This window comes from Microcoleus pseudofavosus SVA1_A4 (genome assembly GCF_036700565.1).
Taxonomy (GTDB): Bacteria; Cyanobacteriota; Cyanobacteriia; order Cyanobacteriales; family Microcoleaceae; genus Microcoleus.
Genome location: NZ_JAUBPE010000006.1, coordinates 1 through 19,130 on the forward strand (window position 1 = coordinate 1; position 19,130 = coordinate 19,130).

General features: G+C 43.2%; 17 protein-coding genes. 4 read left to right on the forward strand and 13 right to left on the reverse strand.

Features of this window, described 5'->3' with window-relative positions; genetic code table 11:
* The first annotated feature begins 261 nt into the window (after positions 1 to 261).
* Complete coding sequence (locus tag QUA02_RS04145) at positions 262 to 1,854, forward strand: DGQHR domain-containing protein (RefSeq protein ID WP_333025529.1); 1,593 nt, start codon at positions 262 to 264, stop codon at positions 1,852 to 1,854.
* A 98-nt stretch (positions 1,855 to 1,952) separates the two neighbouring features.
* Here the strand turns inward: QUA02_RS04145 and QUA02_RS04150 are convergent, their stop codons facing one another.
* From QUA02_RS04150 to QUA02_RS04195, 11 genes are all read right to left on the reverse strand, one after another.
* Entirely contained in the window at positions 1,953 to 2,312 is a 360-nt protein-coding gene (locus QUA02_RS04150) for a type II toxin-antitoxin system RelE/ParE family toxin (RefSeq protein WP_333025531.1), read from the reverse strand.
* Positions 2,305 to 2,541: a hypothetical protein gene (locus QUA02_RS04155; protein ID WP_333025532.1), complete on the reverse strand. Its 237-nt coding sequence runs from the start codon at positions 2,539 to 2,541 to the stop codon at positions 2,305 to 2,307. The genes QUA02_RS04150 and QUA02_RS04155 overlap by 8 nt, the downstream gene beginning before the upstream one ends.
* Positions 2,542 to 2,570: 29 nt before the next feature.
* Positions 2,571 to 2,831: a DUF6887 family protein gene (locus QUA02_RS04160; RefSeq protein WP_445305134.1), complete on the reverse strand. Its 261-nt coding sequence runs from the start codon at positions 2,829 to 2,831 to the stop codon at positions 2,571 to 2,573.
* A complete protein-coding gene (locus QUA02_RS33545; RefSeq protein ID WP_445305141.1) occupies positions 2,773 to 2,961 on the reverse strand; it encodes a DUF6888 family protein in 189 nt (62 codons plus the stop codon). The genes QUA02_RS04160 and QUA02_RS33545 overlap by 59 nt, the downstream gene beginning before the upstream one ends.
* A gap of 157 nt (positions 2,962 to 3,118) precedes the next feature.
* Positions 3,119 to 4,165: an endonuclease/exonuclease/phosphatase family protein gene (locus QUA02_RS04165; protein ID WP_333025535.1), complete on the reverse strand. Its 1,047-nt coding sequence runs from the start codon at positions 4,163 to 4,165 to the stop codon at positions 3,119 to 3,121.
* Between the two features lie 10 nt (positions 4,166 to 4,175).
* Positions 4,176 to 4,646 carry a DNA phosphorothioation-associated protein 4 gene (locus QUA02_RS04170; RefSeq protein WP_333025537.1) on the reverse strand — a complete coding sequence of 157 codons (471 nt, stop codon included), beginning with the start codon at positions 4,644 to 4,646 and terminating at the stop codon, positions 4,176 to 4,178.
* Between the two features lie 271 nt (positions 4,647 to 4,917).
* On the reverse strand, positions 4,918 to 5,175 hold the full coding sequence (locus QUA02_RS04175) for a hypothetical protein (RefSeq protein ID WP_333025538.1): 258 nt from the start codon (positions 5,173 to 5,175) through the stop codon (positions 4,918 to 4,920).
* Between the two features lie 510 nt (positions 5,176 to 5,685).
* The gene (locus QUA02_RS04180; RefSeq protein WP_332980648.1) at positions 5,686 to 6,144 is read right to left on the reverse strand and encodes a peroxiredoxin; all 459 of its coding nucleotides are present in this window, start codon (positions 6,142 to 6,144) and stop codon (positions 5,686 to 5,688) included.
* A 104-nt stretch (positions 6,145 to 6,248) separates the two neighbouring features.
* Positions 6,249 to 9,914: a helicase-related protein gene (locus QUA02_RS04185; RefSeq protein WP_333025539.1), complete on the reverse strand. Its 3,666-nt coding sequence runs from the start codon at positions 9,912 to 9,914 to the stop codon at positions 6,249 to 6,251.
* Positions 9,911 to 12,958, reverse strand: coding sequence for a hypothetical protein (locus QUA02_RS04190; protein WP_333025540.1), 3,048 nt, complete (start codon positions 12,956 to 12,958; stop codon positions 9,911 to 9,913). The genes QUA02_RS04185 and QUA02_RS04190 overlap by 4 nt, the downstream gene beginning before the upstream one ends.
* Before the next feature lie 13 nt (positions 12,959 to 12,971).
* On the reverse strand, positions 12,972 to 13,241 hold the full coding sequence (locus QUA02_RS04195; RefSeq protein ID WP_333025541.1) for a YciI family protein: 270 nt from the start codon (positions 13,239 to 13,241) through the stop codon (positions 12,972 to 12,974).
* A gap of 188 nt (positions 13,242 to 13,429) precedes the next feature.
* Here QUA02_RS04195 and QUA02_RS04200 point away from each other — a divergent pair, with 188 nt between their 5' ends.
* Positions 13,430 to 14,002, forward strand: coding sequence for a Uma2 family endonuclease (locus tag QUA02_RS04200; RefSeq protein ID WP_333025543.1), 573 nt, complete (start codon positions 13,430 to 13,432; stop codon positions 14,000 to 14,002).
* Between the two features lie 260 nt (positions 14,003 to 14,262).
* Here the strand turns inward: QUA02_RS04200 and pheT are convergent, their stop codons facing one another.
* Positions 14,263 to 16,725, reverse strand: coding sequence for a phenylalanine--tRNA ligase subunit beta (gene pheT / locus QUA02_RS04205; protein ID WP_333025544.1), 2,463 nt, complete (start codon positions 16,723 to 16,725; stop codon positions 14,263 to 14,265).
* A gap of 45 nt (positions 16,726 to 16,770) precedes the next feature.
* Complete coding sequence (locus QUA02_RS04210; RefSeq protein WP_333025545.1) at positions 16,771 to 16,983, reverse strand: hypothetical protein; 213 nt, start codon at positions 16,981 to 16,983, stop codon at positions 16,771 to 16,773.
* Between the two features lie 275 nt (positions 16,984 to 17,258).
* Here QUA02_RS04210 and QUA02_RS04215 point away from each other — a divergent pair, with 275 nt between their 5' ends.
* Together QUA02_RS04215 and QUA02_RS04220 are read left to right on the forward strand one after the other, a co-directional pair.
* Positions 17,259 to 18,890 (forward strand): serine/threonine-protein kinase, encoded by a 1,632-nt coding sequence (locus QUA02_RS04215; protein ID WP_333025547.1) that lies wholly within the window; start codon positions 17,259 to 17,261, stop codon positions 18,888 to 18,890.
* A gap of 9 nt (positions 18,891 to 18,899) precedes the next feature.
* The gene (locus tag QUA02_RS04220; protein ID WP_333025548.1) at positions 18,900 to 19,103 is read left to right on the forward strand and encodes a hypothetical protein; all 204 of its coding nucleotides are present in this window, start codon (positions 18,900 to 18,902) and stop codon (positions 19,101 to 19,103) included.
* Positions 19,104 to 19,130: the final 27 nt, after the last annotated feature.

Sequence of the window (19,130 nt, forward strand, 5' to 3'; positions counted from 1 at the left end):
GGGGCATGGGGCATGGGGCATGGGGCATGGGGCATGGGGCATGGGGCATGGGGCATGGGGCATGGGGCATGGGGCATTGGGCATTGGGCATGGAAATTAAGTATTAATACTTATTGACTTTTTGCAAGTTTTATGGTATTAAGGTGGGCTATGAGGGTATAACTTAAGTATTTCACAATGTTTTTTTAAAAACAAGTGTTGACATAAACTTTAATATATGATATTTTTTGAAAAAATAGCCTACTTATATAGAAACCGCCGATGAATACCAACCCAGCGGATGACCTCGCTAGCAAAATTTTAGAAAAAGAAAATAGCGACAGACAGGAAATCGCACTTTTATTAGATAATTATTTAGGAAAGGACGATCGCATTTTCGTACAAAAAACCCAGATGGGAAACAGCGAAGCATACATCGGTTCAGTCACCCTAGAATGGTTAGACTCTCGCGTCCGTTTCGCCTCCCAGATGCCGCTTTTCCGCCAAAAATTCGACCTCCAAACCAACAACATCGTCCGCGACGACGAAACCATTGACGAAATTATCCAGCGTCCCTTAGATTGGTCGCGCCAAGCAGCCCTAACTCAATATTTAGCAGCCCGAAAATCGCACAAGTTCCCCGCAGTTTTAGTAGTAGTCAGTCCTCCGTGGGTAGACAATCCTCTAGCCGAGGAATGGGATAAAAATGGCGTAGCAACTAAATCGGCTGCTGAATTTACATCCTTTGATAAAAACGAGAACTTAGGGCTTTTGAATGTCTCTCAAAAAGTCTCAATTTTTGCCTTAGACGGCCAGCATCGGCTGATGGGAGTTCAAGGTTTAATGAGTTTAATTAAAACCGGAATCCTGCAAAGATACAACAAAAATAAAAAACCTGTCGGCGCTGCAATTACTCTGGAAGATTTAGCAGAAGAGTATCAAATCGACCCCGAAACAGTGTATAAATTAGCGCACGAAAAAATCGGAATTGAGTTTATCCCGGCGGCGGTAGCGGGGGAAACGCGACAGCAAGCACAACGGCGCGTGCGATCGATCTTTGTGCACGTTAACCTAATGGCGGTAACGCTGAGTCAGGGCCAGCTAGCATTATTGAACGAGGACAACGGATTTGCGATCGCGGCCCGAAAAATTGCCGTCACCCATCCTTTATTAAAAGAACAAGATGACAGAAACCCCCGCGTGAATTGGGATAGCGCTACAGTCGCAGCCAAATCAACTGTGTTAACTACATTGCAAGCGCTGCAAGATATGTCCGAACGGTATTTGGAATACAAATTCCCTCATTGGAAGCCGGAACGAAAAGGTTTAATCCCCATGCGTCCCGAAGATGAAGAACTGAAAGAGGGAATTGAAGAGTTTAAGAAACTGTTCGATCATTTAGCAACTTTACCCAGCTATCAAAGAATTGAAAGCGGCGAAGAAACGACAGAATTGCGCCGATTTAGTTTTGAAAAGCCAGGGGGCGAGGGAAATATTTTGTTCCGTCCAGTCGGTCAAGTTGCTTTAGCTAATGCTTTGGGAATTCTAGTATTTAGAAAGAAACTTTCCCTGAAATCTATTTTTGACAAACTCCGCAGATTCGATGTGGATGAAGGATTTAGCCACATGGACAATCCTGAGTCTGCGTGGTACGGCATTTTGTACGATCCGAACAAAAAGCGAATGCTAGTTTCTGGAAAGGATTTAGCGACGAAGTTAATTGTATATTTGGTAGGGGGAATTCAGGACGATATGGAGCGAGCTCATTTGCGGCAAGCGGTGGCGGAAGCGAGGACTTTTGAGGATAAAGCTATTAGTTTTAACGGCCGATTTGTGCAGCCGCAAGAGGTAGGATTGCCGCCAGTGCTGAGCTAAGTTTCTATGCTGATAGTGGCAGCAGTCAGGGATTTATATATACGGGAATTGTAAAGTGCGATCCCTTAATTTTGAGCCTGGTTAAGGTTATTTTTTGATTATGATTGTTGCCGATCGCGGAAGCTATCGATAAGATCATTAATTTCTTCTACAGCAACCGTTTCTTGGTCAGATTTGGCATAGATGATGAGCAAGATGAAACAAGTGGTTGATGTGACTTGATAAATAATGCGATAGCCTCCACTTTTCCCTTTACTGATGTCGCTGTTTTTGGCTCTTACTTTGAAGACCGTGTAGCCTGTACCGGAAATGCGATCGCCTGGACATTCGCCTGCTTGTAACTGCTGTAGGAGGGGTTGCAAGTCGGTTTGAATCTGACGATAGCGTTTAGCGAGGATTCGGAGTTGGCGCTTGAACCGATCGGCAAACAGAACCTGGATAGTGGGTAGTTCAGACATCAATACCATCCCAAAGTTCTGCGATCGGGTGAACTTTGCCGTCTTCTACTTCCTGAAGCGCAATCCGAAGGCTGTTAAGGATATCTTCTTTAGATATATCTTCTTCGTCTTCTTGAAACAGTTGGCGTAGGGATTGCAAAATCAGGGTTTCGATCGGCAGGTTGAGTTGGCTAGCTTTCTCAAGAAGTTGCTGTTCTAAGCGATCGGTAATGGTGAGGTTAATTTGCATGGGGTGTGCCTCTGAATTTTATTAGATGGCTAACTGCTGCGACTTCTTGCCGCTTCTAATTTGCGACGAATTGCAGCTTGAACTTTCTCATCGAAATCAGGATCGCTGGGGCTTGCAATAATCCTCAGCGGATGCTGATTGATTCTGTCTAAGTACGCCTGAAAAGCGGCTCGATTTCCACGATGTTTAAGAAAATACTGTTTTAATTCAGTATTCGACATTGCATTATAGTTAACTTGGCTCATCAGCAAACTCCCCATTGGGTAAAATCTGGAACTCAAGCTCTTCATCGTACCCAGCCAATATGAATACGTTACGAGTGCGATCGTCAACACAAATAAGATGTATCGGCTGAAGCATCGTGTAGGTCAGTTGATAACTGATGCGATATAAACTCTCTAGCTGGGCAACCGCAGGCATTGAGGTCAATCACTCCACCTAATACTTATCTTAACATATAACTCAATGAAAACCGCATATTAATATTATCAATTTTAGTAATTTTTGTCTATAAAACACTACTACCGCTCGATATTATACCAAAGTTTACCTCTCAATTTATATACATTATACCGCTTTATTTCATCAAAATAAGTTCGGCTCCTACAGGCAAATGATCGGACTCGGTTGCCTCCAAAACCGAACTCGATTTAGCACCCCAATGCTTTGAATACCAAATATAATCAATCCGGCAAAGGGGATAGTTTAATTTCCAATTCGATTTTTTTACCAAGAATTTAAGTTCCCAACCGTGAGGCCAGGTAAAACCAAACCCCCATCCCGATTTTCGGAAAGAATCTTGCATGACTTTCTGCACCCTGTCATAGTCTTGAGTTTCGTCTGTCATATTAAAATCCCCCGCGACAATTACTGGCAGAGTTTCTCGCTCAACTCGCTGCACTAAGTCTTGAATTTCAGGCGATCGTTTGTCATATTTGTAAACTGGAATTTTGATTAAACCCAATTTTTTAGACATCTTCAACCACGGCCCGGTAGCTTGCATATTATAAATCACTACTTCTTGTTCGTTAAATTTAATAATTGCCCGCTGCTGCGTTTCTGGATGGTCGGCTAAGTGCAGTATTTCGCTGGATACAATTGGGTATTTACTGAGAATTCCTACAGGGTGAGTTCCAATTTGATAGGGGTAGTCTGCTTTTAACCAGGTGAAAGCTCTTTCGGTATGTTTCTTAACGATTTCTTGTAAAAAGATAATATCGGGTTTTTGCTGGTTAATCAGTTTTAGTAAAGTAGGTGACTGAGTTTTATACCAACTGAGGTTATGAGATAAAACTTTGATGCTGGGCTGCGAATTTGTGATGTTTATTGGTTTTGGGCTAAAGTATTTAATGTGCAGCCAACTGATTAGGATAATGGAGGCGATCGCAGAAATAATAGTGAACCATCTTTTTTTGAGAATTAACAATCCGATGATGGGAAGCAGGAAAGTAGGGAAGAAAATTAAGGGGATAAAGGTGCTAATTAAGGCAATAATTCCTATTCTATCCCAAAAGATTAGTTTGAGAAGGAAATAGCAAATAATAAATGCTGAGTAACTGTAAGCGAGAAATTTTGCAGATTGCTTTAAGCATCTCTTGATTATATCTTTTGGTATGTGCTTCATTGAGAACCTCTTAAAATAAAAACTTGCTTAAATCGAATTCTTCATTTGACCGATGTTGGTTGTCTCTTTGTGAAATTAAAATCAACAAAAGGCGATCGGTATAATCGGCCGCACCCCGCAACTCTTCTCGCAAAATTTCCAGTCCGCCATTAGCATATTCTTCAAAAATTTGCAATCGTTCTGCTTCCAATTGTTCGTCGAGATGGGAGAGAATTTGAGGATTTTTGGTTTCGGCGATCGCAATTAAGTTAATCGCCATATCGTAACCCCTAGATAGAAAAACATCAACATCTATAGCACCGGGTTCTCGTTTAGAAGTTTCCCCCAAAGGCAAGCGTTTTTTCCGCTGATTTCCCAACGCTGCGGCAAACGCGATGACATCGGCGTAAGTCTGAAAAGGCCCGGAGTTGTTATCCGATAAAGTTAAGGATTTGACTAAATCAGCTTTATCTTTAGCAATTCTAATTCTGTTAGCACCCATTGCAAGTTAATATCTAATTTTTAACAATTATACATCTGGCAAGAATTTAATTCTATCCGCCACCGGGCGGGTTTTGGGTTTTGTATCTAAATTGTTGGCGGGATATCTTGTATTGCGCGCTCAACCCGCCCCTTGTATCTTTAAAGAGGCAGCGATCGCGCCGTCAGTCAGGCGATCGAAGCAAACTTATCGGATTCTGTATAATTTCTTTCTGGCCCATCTTTCAAAAGAATAATTCCGTGCACGTGATTTGGCCTAACAATAAAATTGTCTAATTCCACGTTTGGGTAACGTTACAGAAAATCCTCCCTTTGAATAAAAGATTTTTACCATAGGAACTCAATTGCATTGTATCATCAATAACTTCGCCCCACAAACATTCGCGCTGCCAACTGCAAATAGTGATAAAATACACACCGGGAGTCCTATAATCATATTCAAGCAGGCGAATTGAGCGGCGGTGGTGTTGGTGGCGATCGTATTTTATAATTTCTTTCCCCAAAACACAGTCGGTACGGGCGGGTTTCACCGATAATATTTAACAGAAGCAAACAATATAATAAACCCGCCCCACACAACCGATAATCTAGATTAACCTAAAGTGCGTTAGCGAAGCTTGCAGAAGAGGATCGCCCGCTACCAAATTAAATTAAATTGCCATACAAATCCTACTAATACATCTTCACCAGACACAGTTTGAGGATTCTCTAATATCTCTACTTCTTTGCCCGATCGCCCAATTGCTACTTAACGCTGTTTCGGGTTAATCAATCATCCCAATCTCACTCCATTATCCCTGTATTATTGCATTTTTTCTGGCAAAGGTTTTGGGCGATCGCTCTCAAAGCGCAATTCCACCACAAAATCGGGACAAACATTAGCAAAACTCTGCCTTTGAACATCCGTGTTGGTATAGTTTGACCTGTTACCGATTGACTTGCGAAATACAAAAGCCTTTCGCCCTGGCTTCGCCTAGGAGTAACAGGTCAAAAAAAGCGGTTGAAACCACCGAGTTTGATCGAGAGGGTTTCTAATCCATCTAAATCTTGATAGTTTCTAAAGTTTTGAGGGCTTCTGCAACGTGTGCCTTAAAGTCCAACATCGAGTCAAAAATATGCTTGACAACACCTTGTTTATCAATCACATAAGTTACTCTACCCGGCATAATCCACAGTGTAGCTGGAACGCCGTACAATTGCCGAACTTTATTGCCAGTATCGCTCAACAGTGTAAAAGGTAACTGATATTTAGCGGCGAATTTCTCGTGAGACTGCTGCGAATCTTCGCTAATTCCGATGACTTCTGCACCTGCGTCTTTGAAGACTTCGTAACTATCTCGAAAAGCGCAAGCTTGGGTCGTGCATCCCGGTGTGTCGTCTTTGGGGTAAAAATAGACGATGACATTTTTTTTACCTTGAAAATCCTTGAGACTGACTGATGTACCAGTTTGAGATGGTAAGGTAAAATCCGGTGCGATATCTCCTACTTTGACTGTCATATTTGTTTAAGTGAGTTTTTAGCTTGTTGGTTATTATACAGTTGAGTAGGGTGCGTCAGTAGAATATCTTCGATACAGTTTAGAAAACTAGCAACTGACGCACCTTACAAGTTTTTGTTGGCATCTTTGGATAAAATCAAATTGAGCACGTTCAACTCGTTGGAGCTCAACAGATACTTGTCTGTGAACATTTTGGATCGACTTTGTTCTAAACTATAGCTTCTAAACACGAGAAATGGGAAGTCTTGATATTTGTGCCCGATCGGCATTACACTGTCAATAGGGTAGATCGATCGCACATAAGCCGACAAAATATCCCGAAACCGCTTGTCTTCCGGTTCTTCCAGCTTACTGTCAGCAAAATACTCCTGCATTTCCTCCCCGCTAACGAAGGCAAATAGCGGTATGGCATAATAGCGATCGAACTGCTGACTCTGCTCTTCAAAATACTGAGTTTTCTCCACATCGCTGTTGAGAAATTGCAAAAGCTCGATCGCACCTCCTCTTATAGCCGATCGTACATTCTCCGGGTACGACTCGCTATCCCTGATTCGATACATTTTTTGCAGCAACTGATCATCTACACACTTCTGAATTTGTTCGCGTAGCCGCATCTGGTATTTTTCCAGCAAATTTTGCTTAGCTAGAGGCACTACCAACAAACTCCCACAAATATGAGCAGTCTCTAAATTATCATAACTCAGCAAACCATCTAACGGATTGCACTTCTCCAAAAACTTCTTGTTAAAATCATCCCGCATTTCCAGGTAGGAATTGCCCTTGTAACGAGAGTTATCAGAATTTGTCAAAACAAACTCCCCACGACCCAAAAGCTCTTCTAAACTCGTATAAACCTCCTTTAGCAACCTATTTCCTCGGATGCTTTCGCTCTTGAGCGTTTTAATTAGAGAAGCCATCTTGTTACTAAAAGTATCCCCCACCGCAAAAACCGACTTACCACCAATCGGAATCATCAAAAACTTTTCCCTACCTAAATTCCCGTACCCGACAATTCGCGTCATCACCGCAGTCTTCAGAATTAGCAGTAAATTCAACAAACTCAATTTGCTTTCTTGCAGGGAAAGTTCCGCATCATCAGCATAGTAAACTGCTGTATCAGACACGTAAAAAACCAACTGCTTGTCTTCACCGTCAAGGGTTTTACCATGTTTATCTTCCCCGCGTCCCCGATAAATCACCTGTATCACTTCCATCAGATTTTTCTCAATCTGGAAGCGCGGAATATCTACTAAAATGTGTTTAGTTTTCGGGAAAGATAAGCCGCGACTTCCCGATGCAGTCATAAAGATTACCTTAGCTGTATCTTTGCACTCCTGTATTTTTGCCTTCTCCTCTTCCGAGATATTCGCATGAATTTCTAGATAATCTTCAAATTGATTAAATTCTCGTTCTTTTTGAATTTTATCAATCAATTCTGCCAATCTTCGCTTATTTTGAATATAGACTATAATTTGTTCGACACCAGGTTCCACCAATCGCTGATTGATATCCTGAATTATTTCAGACTGTACCCGTTTTACTAAATCATTATCCTCCTTTAAAGACGCATTTTCATTGTATTTAACAGTTTCTACAAATACCTTGTAAGTTATCTCTAAACTGCGGGCGGGGTAGGAATTGGCATTGATTATCGTTGCAGGTAGCCGTTTAAATTCAAAAGGAGTGACTTGTAAAGGTTCAATGACATCCGAATTTTTAGCTAATTTTTTGAAATAGATTTTATCCGGTTCTGGAGATGTGTTTTCAAGGTGTTGTTTAATCACATCCGAGTCAACAATCGAAGCATCTGCCACAATAATTTTAGTATTAAAGCCGTGCTGTGGCTTGTGCAATTCATGATTTTTAACCATGTTGGCAATTCCGGCTAAAAACTGAACACCACCGTCATCTCCTGTAATTTCATCTATCATAATGAAAATGTGTTTTATGCGCCTAGATATTTCTTGCATCTTGGCGGGGATGACTTGTTTATCGCGTTTGTTATAAGTATCTTGAAATATCTGTTCTAAATAATCTAGGGTACTTTGTCGATTTTCTTTCATTCTCAAAGATTGGATGGAAACCGTAGCTACAATATTATTAGAAGTTTGACAGTTGATCAGGCTATAAATTCCATTGCAAATGCTATTTAGCACTCCCATAGTTTTGAGGCTAGCTGGTTCAATTACGGTTTCATTTTTTCTGGCGATTTGTCGCTGGTGGTATTCTTTTACCTGATTCTCTGGATTGTCTTTGAGAAAATTAACCGTTTTTTGTGCAAAATTTTCATTGCGGCTATTCGAGCTATACTTGACTGTACGCTTTCCCGAATAGCTGGCGATAATATCCGAGTTTGTGTTAATACAGAATAGCCGATTATCGCACAACAAACCAGTATTTTTATCTGTGAATTTTTCGATGATATCTAAGTTTACTTGCTTGCGGGGACTGACGTATAAGAATAAGAAACCGTCATTAATATGGGTTTTCAGAAAATTGGCGATCGCAGTTGTTTTACCAATTCCCGGATTCCCTGTCAAAAAGATATAAGTTTCATCAGATTGAAGCGCTTTCACAATCAATTCAGCGTGAGCATTTCTCAAATGCAAACCGCGATCAATTTGCAATTCATCGGCCAGTTTATCTGATATAATATCGATTGAATTAACAAAATTCTCGATTTTCTCTGTATGACATACAGGTTCAGTGGCATTTTTCCCAATTCCTAACAGAGAATCGACAAATTTTCTGCCTTCTTTGAAACTGCGAGCCGCGTTGAGTTGAATCACATCCAAAACTTCGCTGCGAGCATCGCTGATTTCTTGCTTCCTAGATTCATTTTTGTAAATTTCAGCACAAGTTGCTAACAGCTTAAGTTTGTCTTTGCGTAGGGAAATAGTGCTAATATTGCGATCGCCATAACCAACCACATTAAACAAAACCTCAGCATTACTTGAAATTATACCAGTTTGTTGCAAAAATCCATAGAAGCTGTGAGCGTAGCTACCGGCCTGAATCAGCTTAGCGCTTTCCTTATCCTTATACTTAAAAGCCGTAAAATAGCGTTTTAAATCCTCCGAGAAATCCACACCCAAAGTGCTGGTATCCATCCGCAGATTAGAAAACACACTTTTCGATCGCAAATAGCTAATTTCTCTCATTAAATATTTTCGTATCACCTCTATTTCATTGATATCCTCCGGTTTGGGAGCTAACATCGGAGAAAACACAGACAAATCAACGCAGAGAATTCTAAAATCATTCCCATGCTGTAGCAGCATCAGCGTATCAGCCTGCAAAAACTCACCCTTTTTCGAGTAGCGGCGGATGTACGAGTTAATCCGATCATCTGATAAACTAAGTTTGGCAGTTGTCAACTGAGACAATAACTCTTTAAACCCTTCTTTCTCACCCTTATTATAGGTTCTGATACTGTTAGCATCACTAAAACTGCACTGACAATAGACAATTTCCAACCGCTGCAAATTCCAGCCAGTAGATTTGACGTACTCCCGGAAAAAATTTAACCCACCCAAAAAACCTTTTTGGACAAAGAACAAACTCCATTTTTCAACTATTTCAGCATCTAAACTAGCCAGGAGATTGGCTTCCCTGACGATTTCCGCCGTCATCTTTGGCAATTTGAGCCTCTGCAAATCTAGACGGTAGGAATCGCCAAAATTGTGAGCTAAATTTTCCCGCTGAATATATGCCAGAATCCCGATATTGAATCCAACCTCAAACAGCCGCCCAAAATCTTCACCGATCATAATTGTGTACCTCCCTTTGTTACGCTCAATACTTCTCTTACTTTATTCAAAAAAGCCAGCGAGTTAAACTCTGCACTCCCGCCCGCATGAGGAAACATAGATAAAGCACCAACTGAATCATCTCCGATAATCCGCTCGTAGGGGTCAAGTTTTAAACTAATATTGTGGCGAGCTTCATACCGGGAAAAGTGGAAAATTGTGAGATAATGCAGCAAAGTATCTTTAATTTCACCATCATATATCAAACCTTGGTGAAGGTCTTGGTCATCCAGAATACCGTCGTATATATGCAACAGTGTCGAGTAGGAAATCACGCCGTTGTAAAAGTTTTTTTCTCCCGGCTGCTTGACTTTAATCCCGTTAAACAAGTTAAAAAACATCACAGCTTGCTGATTGCCTTTTGCAGACAAGCTTTCCAGTTCCATTGTATCTTGAATGTAAAAAGATTTTCCTTTATCACCTAGGAAACTGCGGACAAAGTATTTATCAAAAAACATCGGATAAATTTTGATATCTCGGCGCTCTCCCTTCAAAGTTCGGAGCAATTTTTTTGACATGAAAGACATTTCTTCATCTTCGTCAGTCTTGGTAATGTGCAGCGTACTCATGTAAGGTGCTTGGGAAATGTATGCAAAATTCCGATATCCTTGCTGATAAAGCTGACTCATGACATCTTCAAGAATTACAGGTTCAGTATAAAGGCGACTGACACTGTAATTCTCAGAAAAAGTTTTCAGCATTTCGACTTGAATTGTGGTGTCATCTAGGCGGTTAATTCCGACAACTTCTCCGATTAAGCTGGCTTGTCTTTGGAAGCGGTTTTGATTACCTCTTCTTGCATCACTATCCCGACTGGAGACGACAATAATTGCTAACTTATCCAACTCTGGAGATAGCTGCACATTGTCGAAGCAAAACTTTTTAGGAAGGATGGAATACATGGAACTCAAACCGTTACCGACACGGAAACTATCTACTCTTTCTCTAATCCGAAATCCTTGAGAAGTTGAGCGGTGTTTTTCACTCAAAATGTGAGATAATGTTTTGGAAACTTTAGCCATGAATTCTTCAGATGGCGAAGGGTGTTTAGGGTCGCCTTCGTGAAGCCTCACCATCGGAATAAACAAGTTTTTCGCAGCATTTTTGAGTAATATTTTCAGGCAGATATAAGACAGCAGCAGCATGGTAAACTTATACACAAAAGCCGCCGCAGGTTGTAAACCTTTTTCTCCGCTGTCTAGTCGTCTATCCTCATAGGGAAACAAGACTAATTTGGTCTGAAAATGCTGGTTGTATATTGCTCTAGAGCGATCGGCTTTAGGTGCAGAAAGTACAGGCAAAACATCGACACCTTCGATATTGTATTCCATGCTGAAAGTTTGGCGTTCATCAGTAGGGAAATAGCGGACATCTTCGATGGTAATATTGACTGGTAGCTGGCAAATAGATTTTTCGTTGACAGTAGGTTGCTCGACGGCAATATAATGGAGTGTCTGCTTATAATTTCGATCCATAATATCATTAAAAAATTTCTTCGTCGTCAAAATATTCTCAATATCCTCTACCAGACCCATTTTAAGGTTTACGTGTCGCGTTTCTGTTCGGCTTGGCAAAATTGTTTGCTGTTTCAGAAAGTTTTTCAGCAATTCCTTGAGACGGTTTATTTTATGTTTAACATTAACTTCCTTAAACCGAGTCACAAAATTTCGGAAAAGTCTCTTTTTGATTTCGTCATTATCACGACTCAATACATCTTTGATTAGTTTCTCAAAACCAGGAAGAGGATTAAAGTCAAGTTCTAATTCAGGGTTGTAATTTTCCGTTTCTGGGTTGTGGGGAGATGCAAAGACAAAGTGATACAGCAATGCTATTTTTAACACCTTGCGGGCGAAGGTTTCGGTAATGGAATCTATGGAATCTTCCGCAATTGCTGCTTGGTGTTCTTCACTATCTGGATTTAGTCGATTCAGATGATATTCAAATGCTTCTTTTCCACCGCGGGCTTGAACTGGGTTGTTAAATTTGATTTTAAGGCCAAAGATAAATTTACGTTCGCTTTGAGGAGTATCGGTGCTTTCTCCCAAATAACCTGCTACAATGGGGATAATTGGCAGTGCATCTAAAACTTCCGCTCTGGCGAAAATCTCTCTGTAATTAAATCGGAATCCTGCATAATTTACTTCATATTCGCCATCGGCTTTACTGCTGTCGTTGATGTATTGTTCTATCAATCTGAGGCGGCGAATCAAGTCTTGTAAATAGATGATACCTACAGTATCTGTGCTGCTAATGCGGATGTGTTCCAGCAGATACTCTAAATAAGTAATTTTTGCTTCTTTATTAATTTTACCCAGGGTTTCTTTGTCTACCAGTCGGATTAATTTGTGAAAATCTGAGTCGGGATTTTTAACCATCTCATCAAGACAATGGTTAAGTTCTTGCCTATCGTCGCTATTCTCGGCATTTTCCCTAATGTAGTTTTCTAAACCCTCCTTTAGCTGTTGTTGAAAAATATCGGTATTTCGCACAGCAATAGTCAATTTATGCAGTTTTAAAGTCCCAGGACTCCCAGAGAGTCGGCGTTCCAAAGTTAGCTTTTCTTTTTCTAAAGAAGTGTGGCGAGTGCCAAAATCGTATTTGAGACCTAACTTTTTGCCGTCTCCTTGAAAAGAGGATGAATCTAAAGGAGTGATTAAGCTAGCGACAAACTGTTCAATTGAAGTATTTTGTGGCAGCAATTTAGATGCTAAGTGTTGCCGCAAACACTCTTTAATCTGCCTGACTCGATCGCCAAATTGCTCCTCAACTTCCGGTGGAAAATTAACAGTGGCAGCATCTGCTTGACGTTCAAAGGAACCCAAGGGTGTCCGCACTTCTATTTTTGCAACATCAGCAGCTACCGCATCAATATCGACAATCAGACGACGACGGTCATCTGATATATTAAAGGGGTTTTTACCCTGCAAAACTTCTAAAATTTTGTCCAGCAAATCGCCATAGTCTACTGGAACTAAATCGCTGTCGTCCAATCTTAAGATGTTCACCCTGTTATCCCCTTCAAAAAGCTTGAATCCACTCTTTCACGTCGTACTCAGTCCAAACCCCATTTACCCAATAAGGATCGGCCTCAACCAATTGTCGCACAGTTGCCTCATCTTCCGCTTCGTAAATCCCAAAAACTTTAGTTAAATCCTTCGTCGGCCCGATCGTACTTAATACGCCCAATTCCTTCTGCTTAGCCAATCCAGCCAAATGAGCGTCTCGAAACGGAGCGCGTTTTTCCAGAACGTCTTCGCAGTAACTTCCCCACATCACGTATTTGGTCACGGTTTTGAGCCTTTAATGAATATATCCAAAAATATTATACTAGGATATTACTCGATTCATAAACTCCGGTCGGCGGTTGGAAACCGCGCCTACACAAACAAAACCCACCTATGTGGGTTAAAGAAGTCCTCCCGGTCAAGGGAAAAAAATTATACTATAATATTGCTAAATTCATAGAGGAGCAAGCTATGACTTTATTAGACATTCGCCTGTTGACGGTTCAAGAATATCACCGGATGGCGGAAATTGGGATTCTTGACGAAGATGAACGAGTAGAATTACTGGCGGGACAGATAGTAAAGATGGCAGCCAAAGGAACAGCCCACGGTGCGGCGATTGCGCGCACGAAGATATTACTGGATAACCGTTTAGGAGAGCAGATTTTTGTGCGACTGCAAGACCCGGTTCGGCTCAATAATTACTCTGAACCAGAACCCGATATTTCTGTAGTCATACCCGATCCACTTTACTATGAAGACCACCATCCAACTCCGTCTGAAATTTATCTGATTATTGAAGTTGCTGATAGAACCCTGAGAACAGATTTGGGGCTAAAAGCGACAATTTATGCTCGGTCTGGAATTGCTGATTATTGGGTTTTGGATGTAAATAATCGGCAACTTCACGTTTTTCGAGAACCGAGTCAGGATGGTTATCAAAGTATAGTAGTTCTTGGGGATGATGCGAGCATTTCTCCTTTGCAGTTTCCCGATATTTCCTTTATGGTTGGGGATATGTTGCGGCCGTTGGTGACAATTTAATTAACGTTAAAAATTGAGTCCGGCAGGGGTTGAAACCCCCGCCTCAAAGCTGAAGTCCTCTCAAGAGGACTGAAGAGTTAATTAGTTAGCAATTATGCACTTTAGACGCTTTTATTGCAAGAATTTGAGATGCTTCGCTTTGCTCACAATGGCAAATTTACCTTGTAATCCTTAAGTCTTGTTAGTCCTCTTGAGAGGACTTTAGCTTTGAGCCAGGGAATTCATTCCCTGGCGGTTTCCATTGGTGAGTAGCGGCCTCTTTAGCTTCTTAAACTAACGCCGAATTTCTCAACTAAAACATCGCGAACTTTTTGTTGTGCCGGTTCGACATCGGTTTCGCTCAAAGTTCGATCGCCCGCGCGGTAAATTAACCGAAAAGCCAAACTCCGCTGTCCCGCCGGCACGTTGTCGCCCCGATATTCGTCGAACAGTTCCACGGAATCCAGCAAACTACCCGCCGCCTTTTTCATCGCACTCTGCATCTCAACAACCGGAACTTCAACCGGTGCGAAAAATGCAATGTCTCTGTCAGAAGCGGGGAAACTCGAATAACCCGCAAACTTGCGAGTCGAATTGGTCGATCGCCCTAACTCAGCCAACAGCACCCCTAAATCTAATTGAAACACGTAAACCTGCTCCGGCAAACCCTTTTCCTGCTGCAATTGCGGGTGCAATTGTCCGAAAACTCCTAAATGTTTCCCGTTTAACGATAACGCAGCCGTGCGGCCCGGATGCAAGCGTGTATTAGAGGAGTCGCTTTGATATTCAACCGACAAACCCAACCCTTGAAACACGCTTTCCAAAACCCCCTTCGCCTCAAACCAACTCAAAGGTCGATCGCGCCCTCCCTGCTGCCATTTCCACACAGTCGGATCGCCCCCAATAATCCCCGCAACTGCATCGGCTTCCTTCATTGTGGGGTGGGCATCCTGCCCGCCATCTTCCTTCCAGAAAATGCGGCCGACTTCAAAACCATTTAGCGCGCCGTTTCCCTGTTCCAAATTGTACCCGAAAGCATCAATCAAACCCGACAGCATCTCAGTCCGCAAAGCCGAATACTCCACAAACAGCGGATTCGCCAGCACAACCTGATTGTCTCCCTCAGTTTTCACCAAAGAATAGTGCATCAACTCCGTCAAACCGGCAGCCCGAAAAGCCGATCGCACATTCCGAATTGCCGCATATTCCGGCGACAGATAACCCGGTTCAGTTTTGCTGGGCAAAGTATCGCAGAAATTGTCATAACCGTGGAGTCTGGCAACTTCTTCAATTAAATCGATTTCTCTTTCTAAATCGCGGTAGCGGTAAGGAGGAACCGCGATCGCAAACACCCGTTCTTTTTCAGTCGGAACAACTTCGCATCCCAAGGCTGTCAGAATATTTTTCACCTCTTCCGGTTCCAGATATTTAGAACCGCCCGTTTCTCCTCTTTTCAACTGCCCTAAAACCAGATTTACTCGATCTAAACGCAATTCGAGCGATCGCGAAAAACTCAAATCATCGTCCGAACTCGCCGTTTTCTGAACCGTCGCAGCGCCTCCAGCCAACTCCAAAATTAGAGCTACAGCGCGGTTGCAAGCCGTCGTCAAAGCCGCCTGATTCACCCCCCGTTCGTAGCGGATCGATGCCTCGCTCCGCAGGCCTTGAGCGCGCGCCGAACGGCGAATCGTTGCCTGGTCAAAAATCGCGGCTTCCAAAACTAAATTTTGCGTTCCTTCGTGAACTTCCGTGTCTTCGCCGCCCATTACCCCAGCTAAGGCAACAGGTTTGTCGCTAGCAGTAATTAACAGGTTTTGTGCTTGCAAATTGCGGTTTTGTCCGTCCAAAGTTTTGAAGGATTCCCCCGATGAAGCAAAGCGGACGCCGATGCTGATATCTTGAGTACCGGTGAAAGATTGCAGGCGATCGCGATCGAAAGCGTGCAGCGGTTGTCCCCATTCCAATAAAATGTAATTAGTTACGTCAACTACATTATTAATCGGCCGCACTCCCGCCGCCTGCAACCGCTGCTGCAACCAAGCTGGAGAAGCAGCAATTTTCACACCTTCAATTGCCGTGCCGATGTAAATCGGGCATCCTTGCGGTTCCGATATTTCTACTGCCAAACTAGGACTTTCTTTGCCCTCAATCGCAACATTATTCGCTTCGGGAATTCTCAAACTCGCCCCAGTCAGTGCGGCCACTTCCCGCGCTACGCCCACCATGCTCAAAGCGTCAGCACGGTTGGCAGTTGCTGTTAAGTCTAAAATGACATCATCTAAACCCAAAAGCGGGCGAATATCGCTGCCCAATTCGGGATTTTCTAACTCAAAAATGTGAATCCCGGCTGACTCTTTAGCCAGTCCTAATTCTGCCAGAGAACAAATCATTCCTTCTGAAGGAACGCCCCGCAATTTAGCAGGTTTAATCTTTAAATCAATAGTCGGCAGAAAAGTTCCGACAACAGCGACAGGCACGTAAATGTCGGCCCTAGCGTTGGGTGCGCCGCAAACAATATTCAAAGCTTGTGAAGAGCCGACATCCACTTGACAAACTCTCAATTTGTCTGCATTCGGATGCTGTTCGCAGGCGATTATTTTGCCCAAAACTACGCCGCTTGCCCACGGGCGGCGGTCTTCGATTTCTTCGACTTCAAACCCGGCCATTGTCAGAGTTTCGGCTAATTCTTCCGGGGATATCGACACATCCACCAATTCCCGCAGCCAGTTTAGAGAAATACGCATAATTTAGTCAGTAGTTAGTTGTCAGTGCTCGGTAGTTATTAGTCATTAGTCTGCGCCGGCGGGCTTCGACTGTGCAGTCCCAGAATTTATTCGGGAAAGTTTTTCATACCACACTAATTTAATTTTGTCAAGGCTGTTATGGTACACATAAGCAAAAACGAGCGATCGACCACTGATGTCGATCGCTGCTGGGGGATGAGTAACATTCTCAATCAGAGAATGAGGTATGCTAGAGACATCTAACAGCGCAAAAAGCATCTATTTTAGAAAGACTTTACACAAAAAAGGACAACTTTAGCAAGTCTTTAAACTATCTTCAGGGATAATCTACCGAAAAAACTCACAGCAGCGAGATAATCAAAATAGGGAAAAGATATCGGCCTAATAGACTTAGGTGCAATTCCAATTCGCAATCGAACGCACGGCCCGCCGGCAACTGATAGATAAGTATTTCTAGCAGAAGCAGCAAAAGGGAATTTGTGCCATCGAGCGACGCTGACAAGATCAGAACAATATAGGCAAACTCAATCAATATGAGCTACTGCGTAAATCCGGGCTGTCCCCATCCTCAAAACCCTGCTGACTCTATTCTCCAGTGTCAGACGTGCGGTGCGCGGTTATTGCTGCGCGCTCGCTATCGAGTCATTGAACCGTTAGGACAAGGAGGTTTTGGAGCTACATTTCTGGCAAAAGATATCTCTTTGCCCGGTCAACCGAGTTGCGTGGTCAAGCAACTGCGACCCAGTAGTTCGTCGCCGCGAGTTTTAGAAATGGCGCGGGAATTATTCAAGCGAGAGGCGAAAACCCTCGGCCAACTGGGCGACCACCCGCAAGTACCGAGGCTGCTAGACTATTTTGAAACCGAACAGCAATTTTACTTAGTTCAAGAGTATGTTAAAGGCTCGACTTTGAAACAAGAAGTCAAGCACTCAGGCCGTTTCAACGAATCGGACGTTAAAAATTTTCTATTAGAAATTCTGCCAGTAGTGCAATATATCCACAGCCAAGGAGTAATTCACAGAGACATCAAACCCGCAAATATTATTCGCCGAGTTCAAGACAGCCACTTAGTTCTCATTGACTTCGGAGCGGTAAAAGACCAAGTTAGCCAAACAATATTATTAGACCCCGCCGACCAAAGCGCCAACACGAAATTTTCAGTCGGCACATTTAGTTTTGCTCCCCCAGAACAAATGGCGCTGCGGCCGATATTTGCCAGCGACATCTACGCCGTGGGCATGACTTGCTTGTACTTGCTGACAGGAAAGTCGCCCAAGGATTTAGATTTCGATGCAGTAACCGGCGAAATTGTTTGGCAGCCCCACGTTCAGGTGAGCCCAAATTTTGCGCGGATTCTCGCAAAAATGCTCAAGCCGATGGTTGGACACCGCTTCCAATCGGCAGGAGATGTGATCAGAGCTCTTTCCGGCGAATTTGAAGACCCAAGTCTGGTCGAGGGCTTGGCAACTCAATTCAATGGCTCTTCTCGTACAGTTGAAGAACCGACGATATTTAACGGTGAGGCTACTGCGTGGTCAGCGCCCCAGAGCAAAATCAATCAAGATTTGCGATCGAACCAAACCCGCACCGGTAGAACTTCATTCACCCAATCTGGGAACACGGGGATGCAGCCGAGAGTTTCCCGGACTCTGGCTGAGTCCGGCAGAACTTTCGGAACGGTTGCACCTTCCAGCGACAATTTAGCAGGGCCCAAGGTAACGAAAGCTGTTGTTAAGTGGGACACGAACAGCTTGCGAGCGGCATATTTTAAAGGCAAGCGCGATTTTGCTGACTGCGAATTCTCGGGTTTGCAACTGCAAAAAGCGCTGTTGGCGGGGGGGAATTTTTATCAGGCTAGGTTCGTGAAGGCAAATTTGCAAGCAGCAGATTTGTCGGGGGCGAATTTGGGCCATGCGAGGTTAATTCAGGCGAATTTGCGAGGAGCAAATTTGACAGAAGCTTATTGCAGCACTGCCAATTTTGAAGGCGCGGATTTCCGAGGTGCTGACTTGACGGGCGCTTATTTGAGCAAGGCGAATTTGCGGGGGGCGAATTTGTGCGGTGCGAATTTGACTGACGCTACAGTTAGTGAGGAACAACTGGCAACCGCGAAGACAAATTGGCTCACTGTTAAGCCGGATGGCAAGCGGGGTTTTGGATTTTAAGAAGTGGGCATGGGGCATGGGGCATGGGGCATGGGGCATGGGGCATGGGGCATGGGGCATGGGGCATGGGGCATGGGGCATGGGGAGTTGTTAGCTGCTACCAATCACAACAGTCAACAGTCAACAGTCAACAGTCAACCGTCAACAGCTCTCTCCCCCAGTCAGGTGATTCTCCAGGAGGAAGTTCGATCGCCCATCGGCGGCCTAAATTAAAAACTAGCAATGGAGGATTCGATCGCA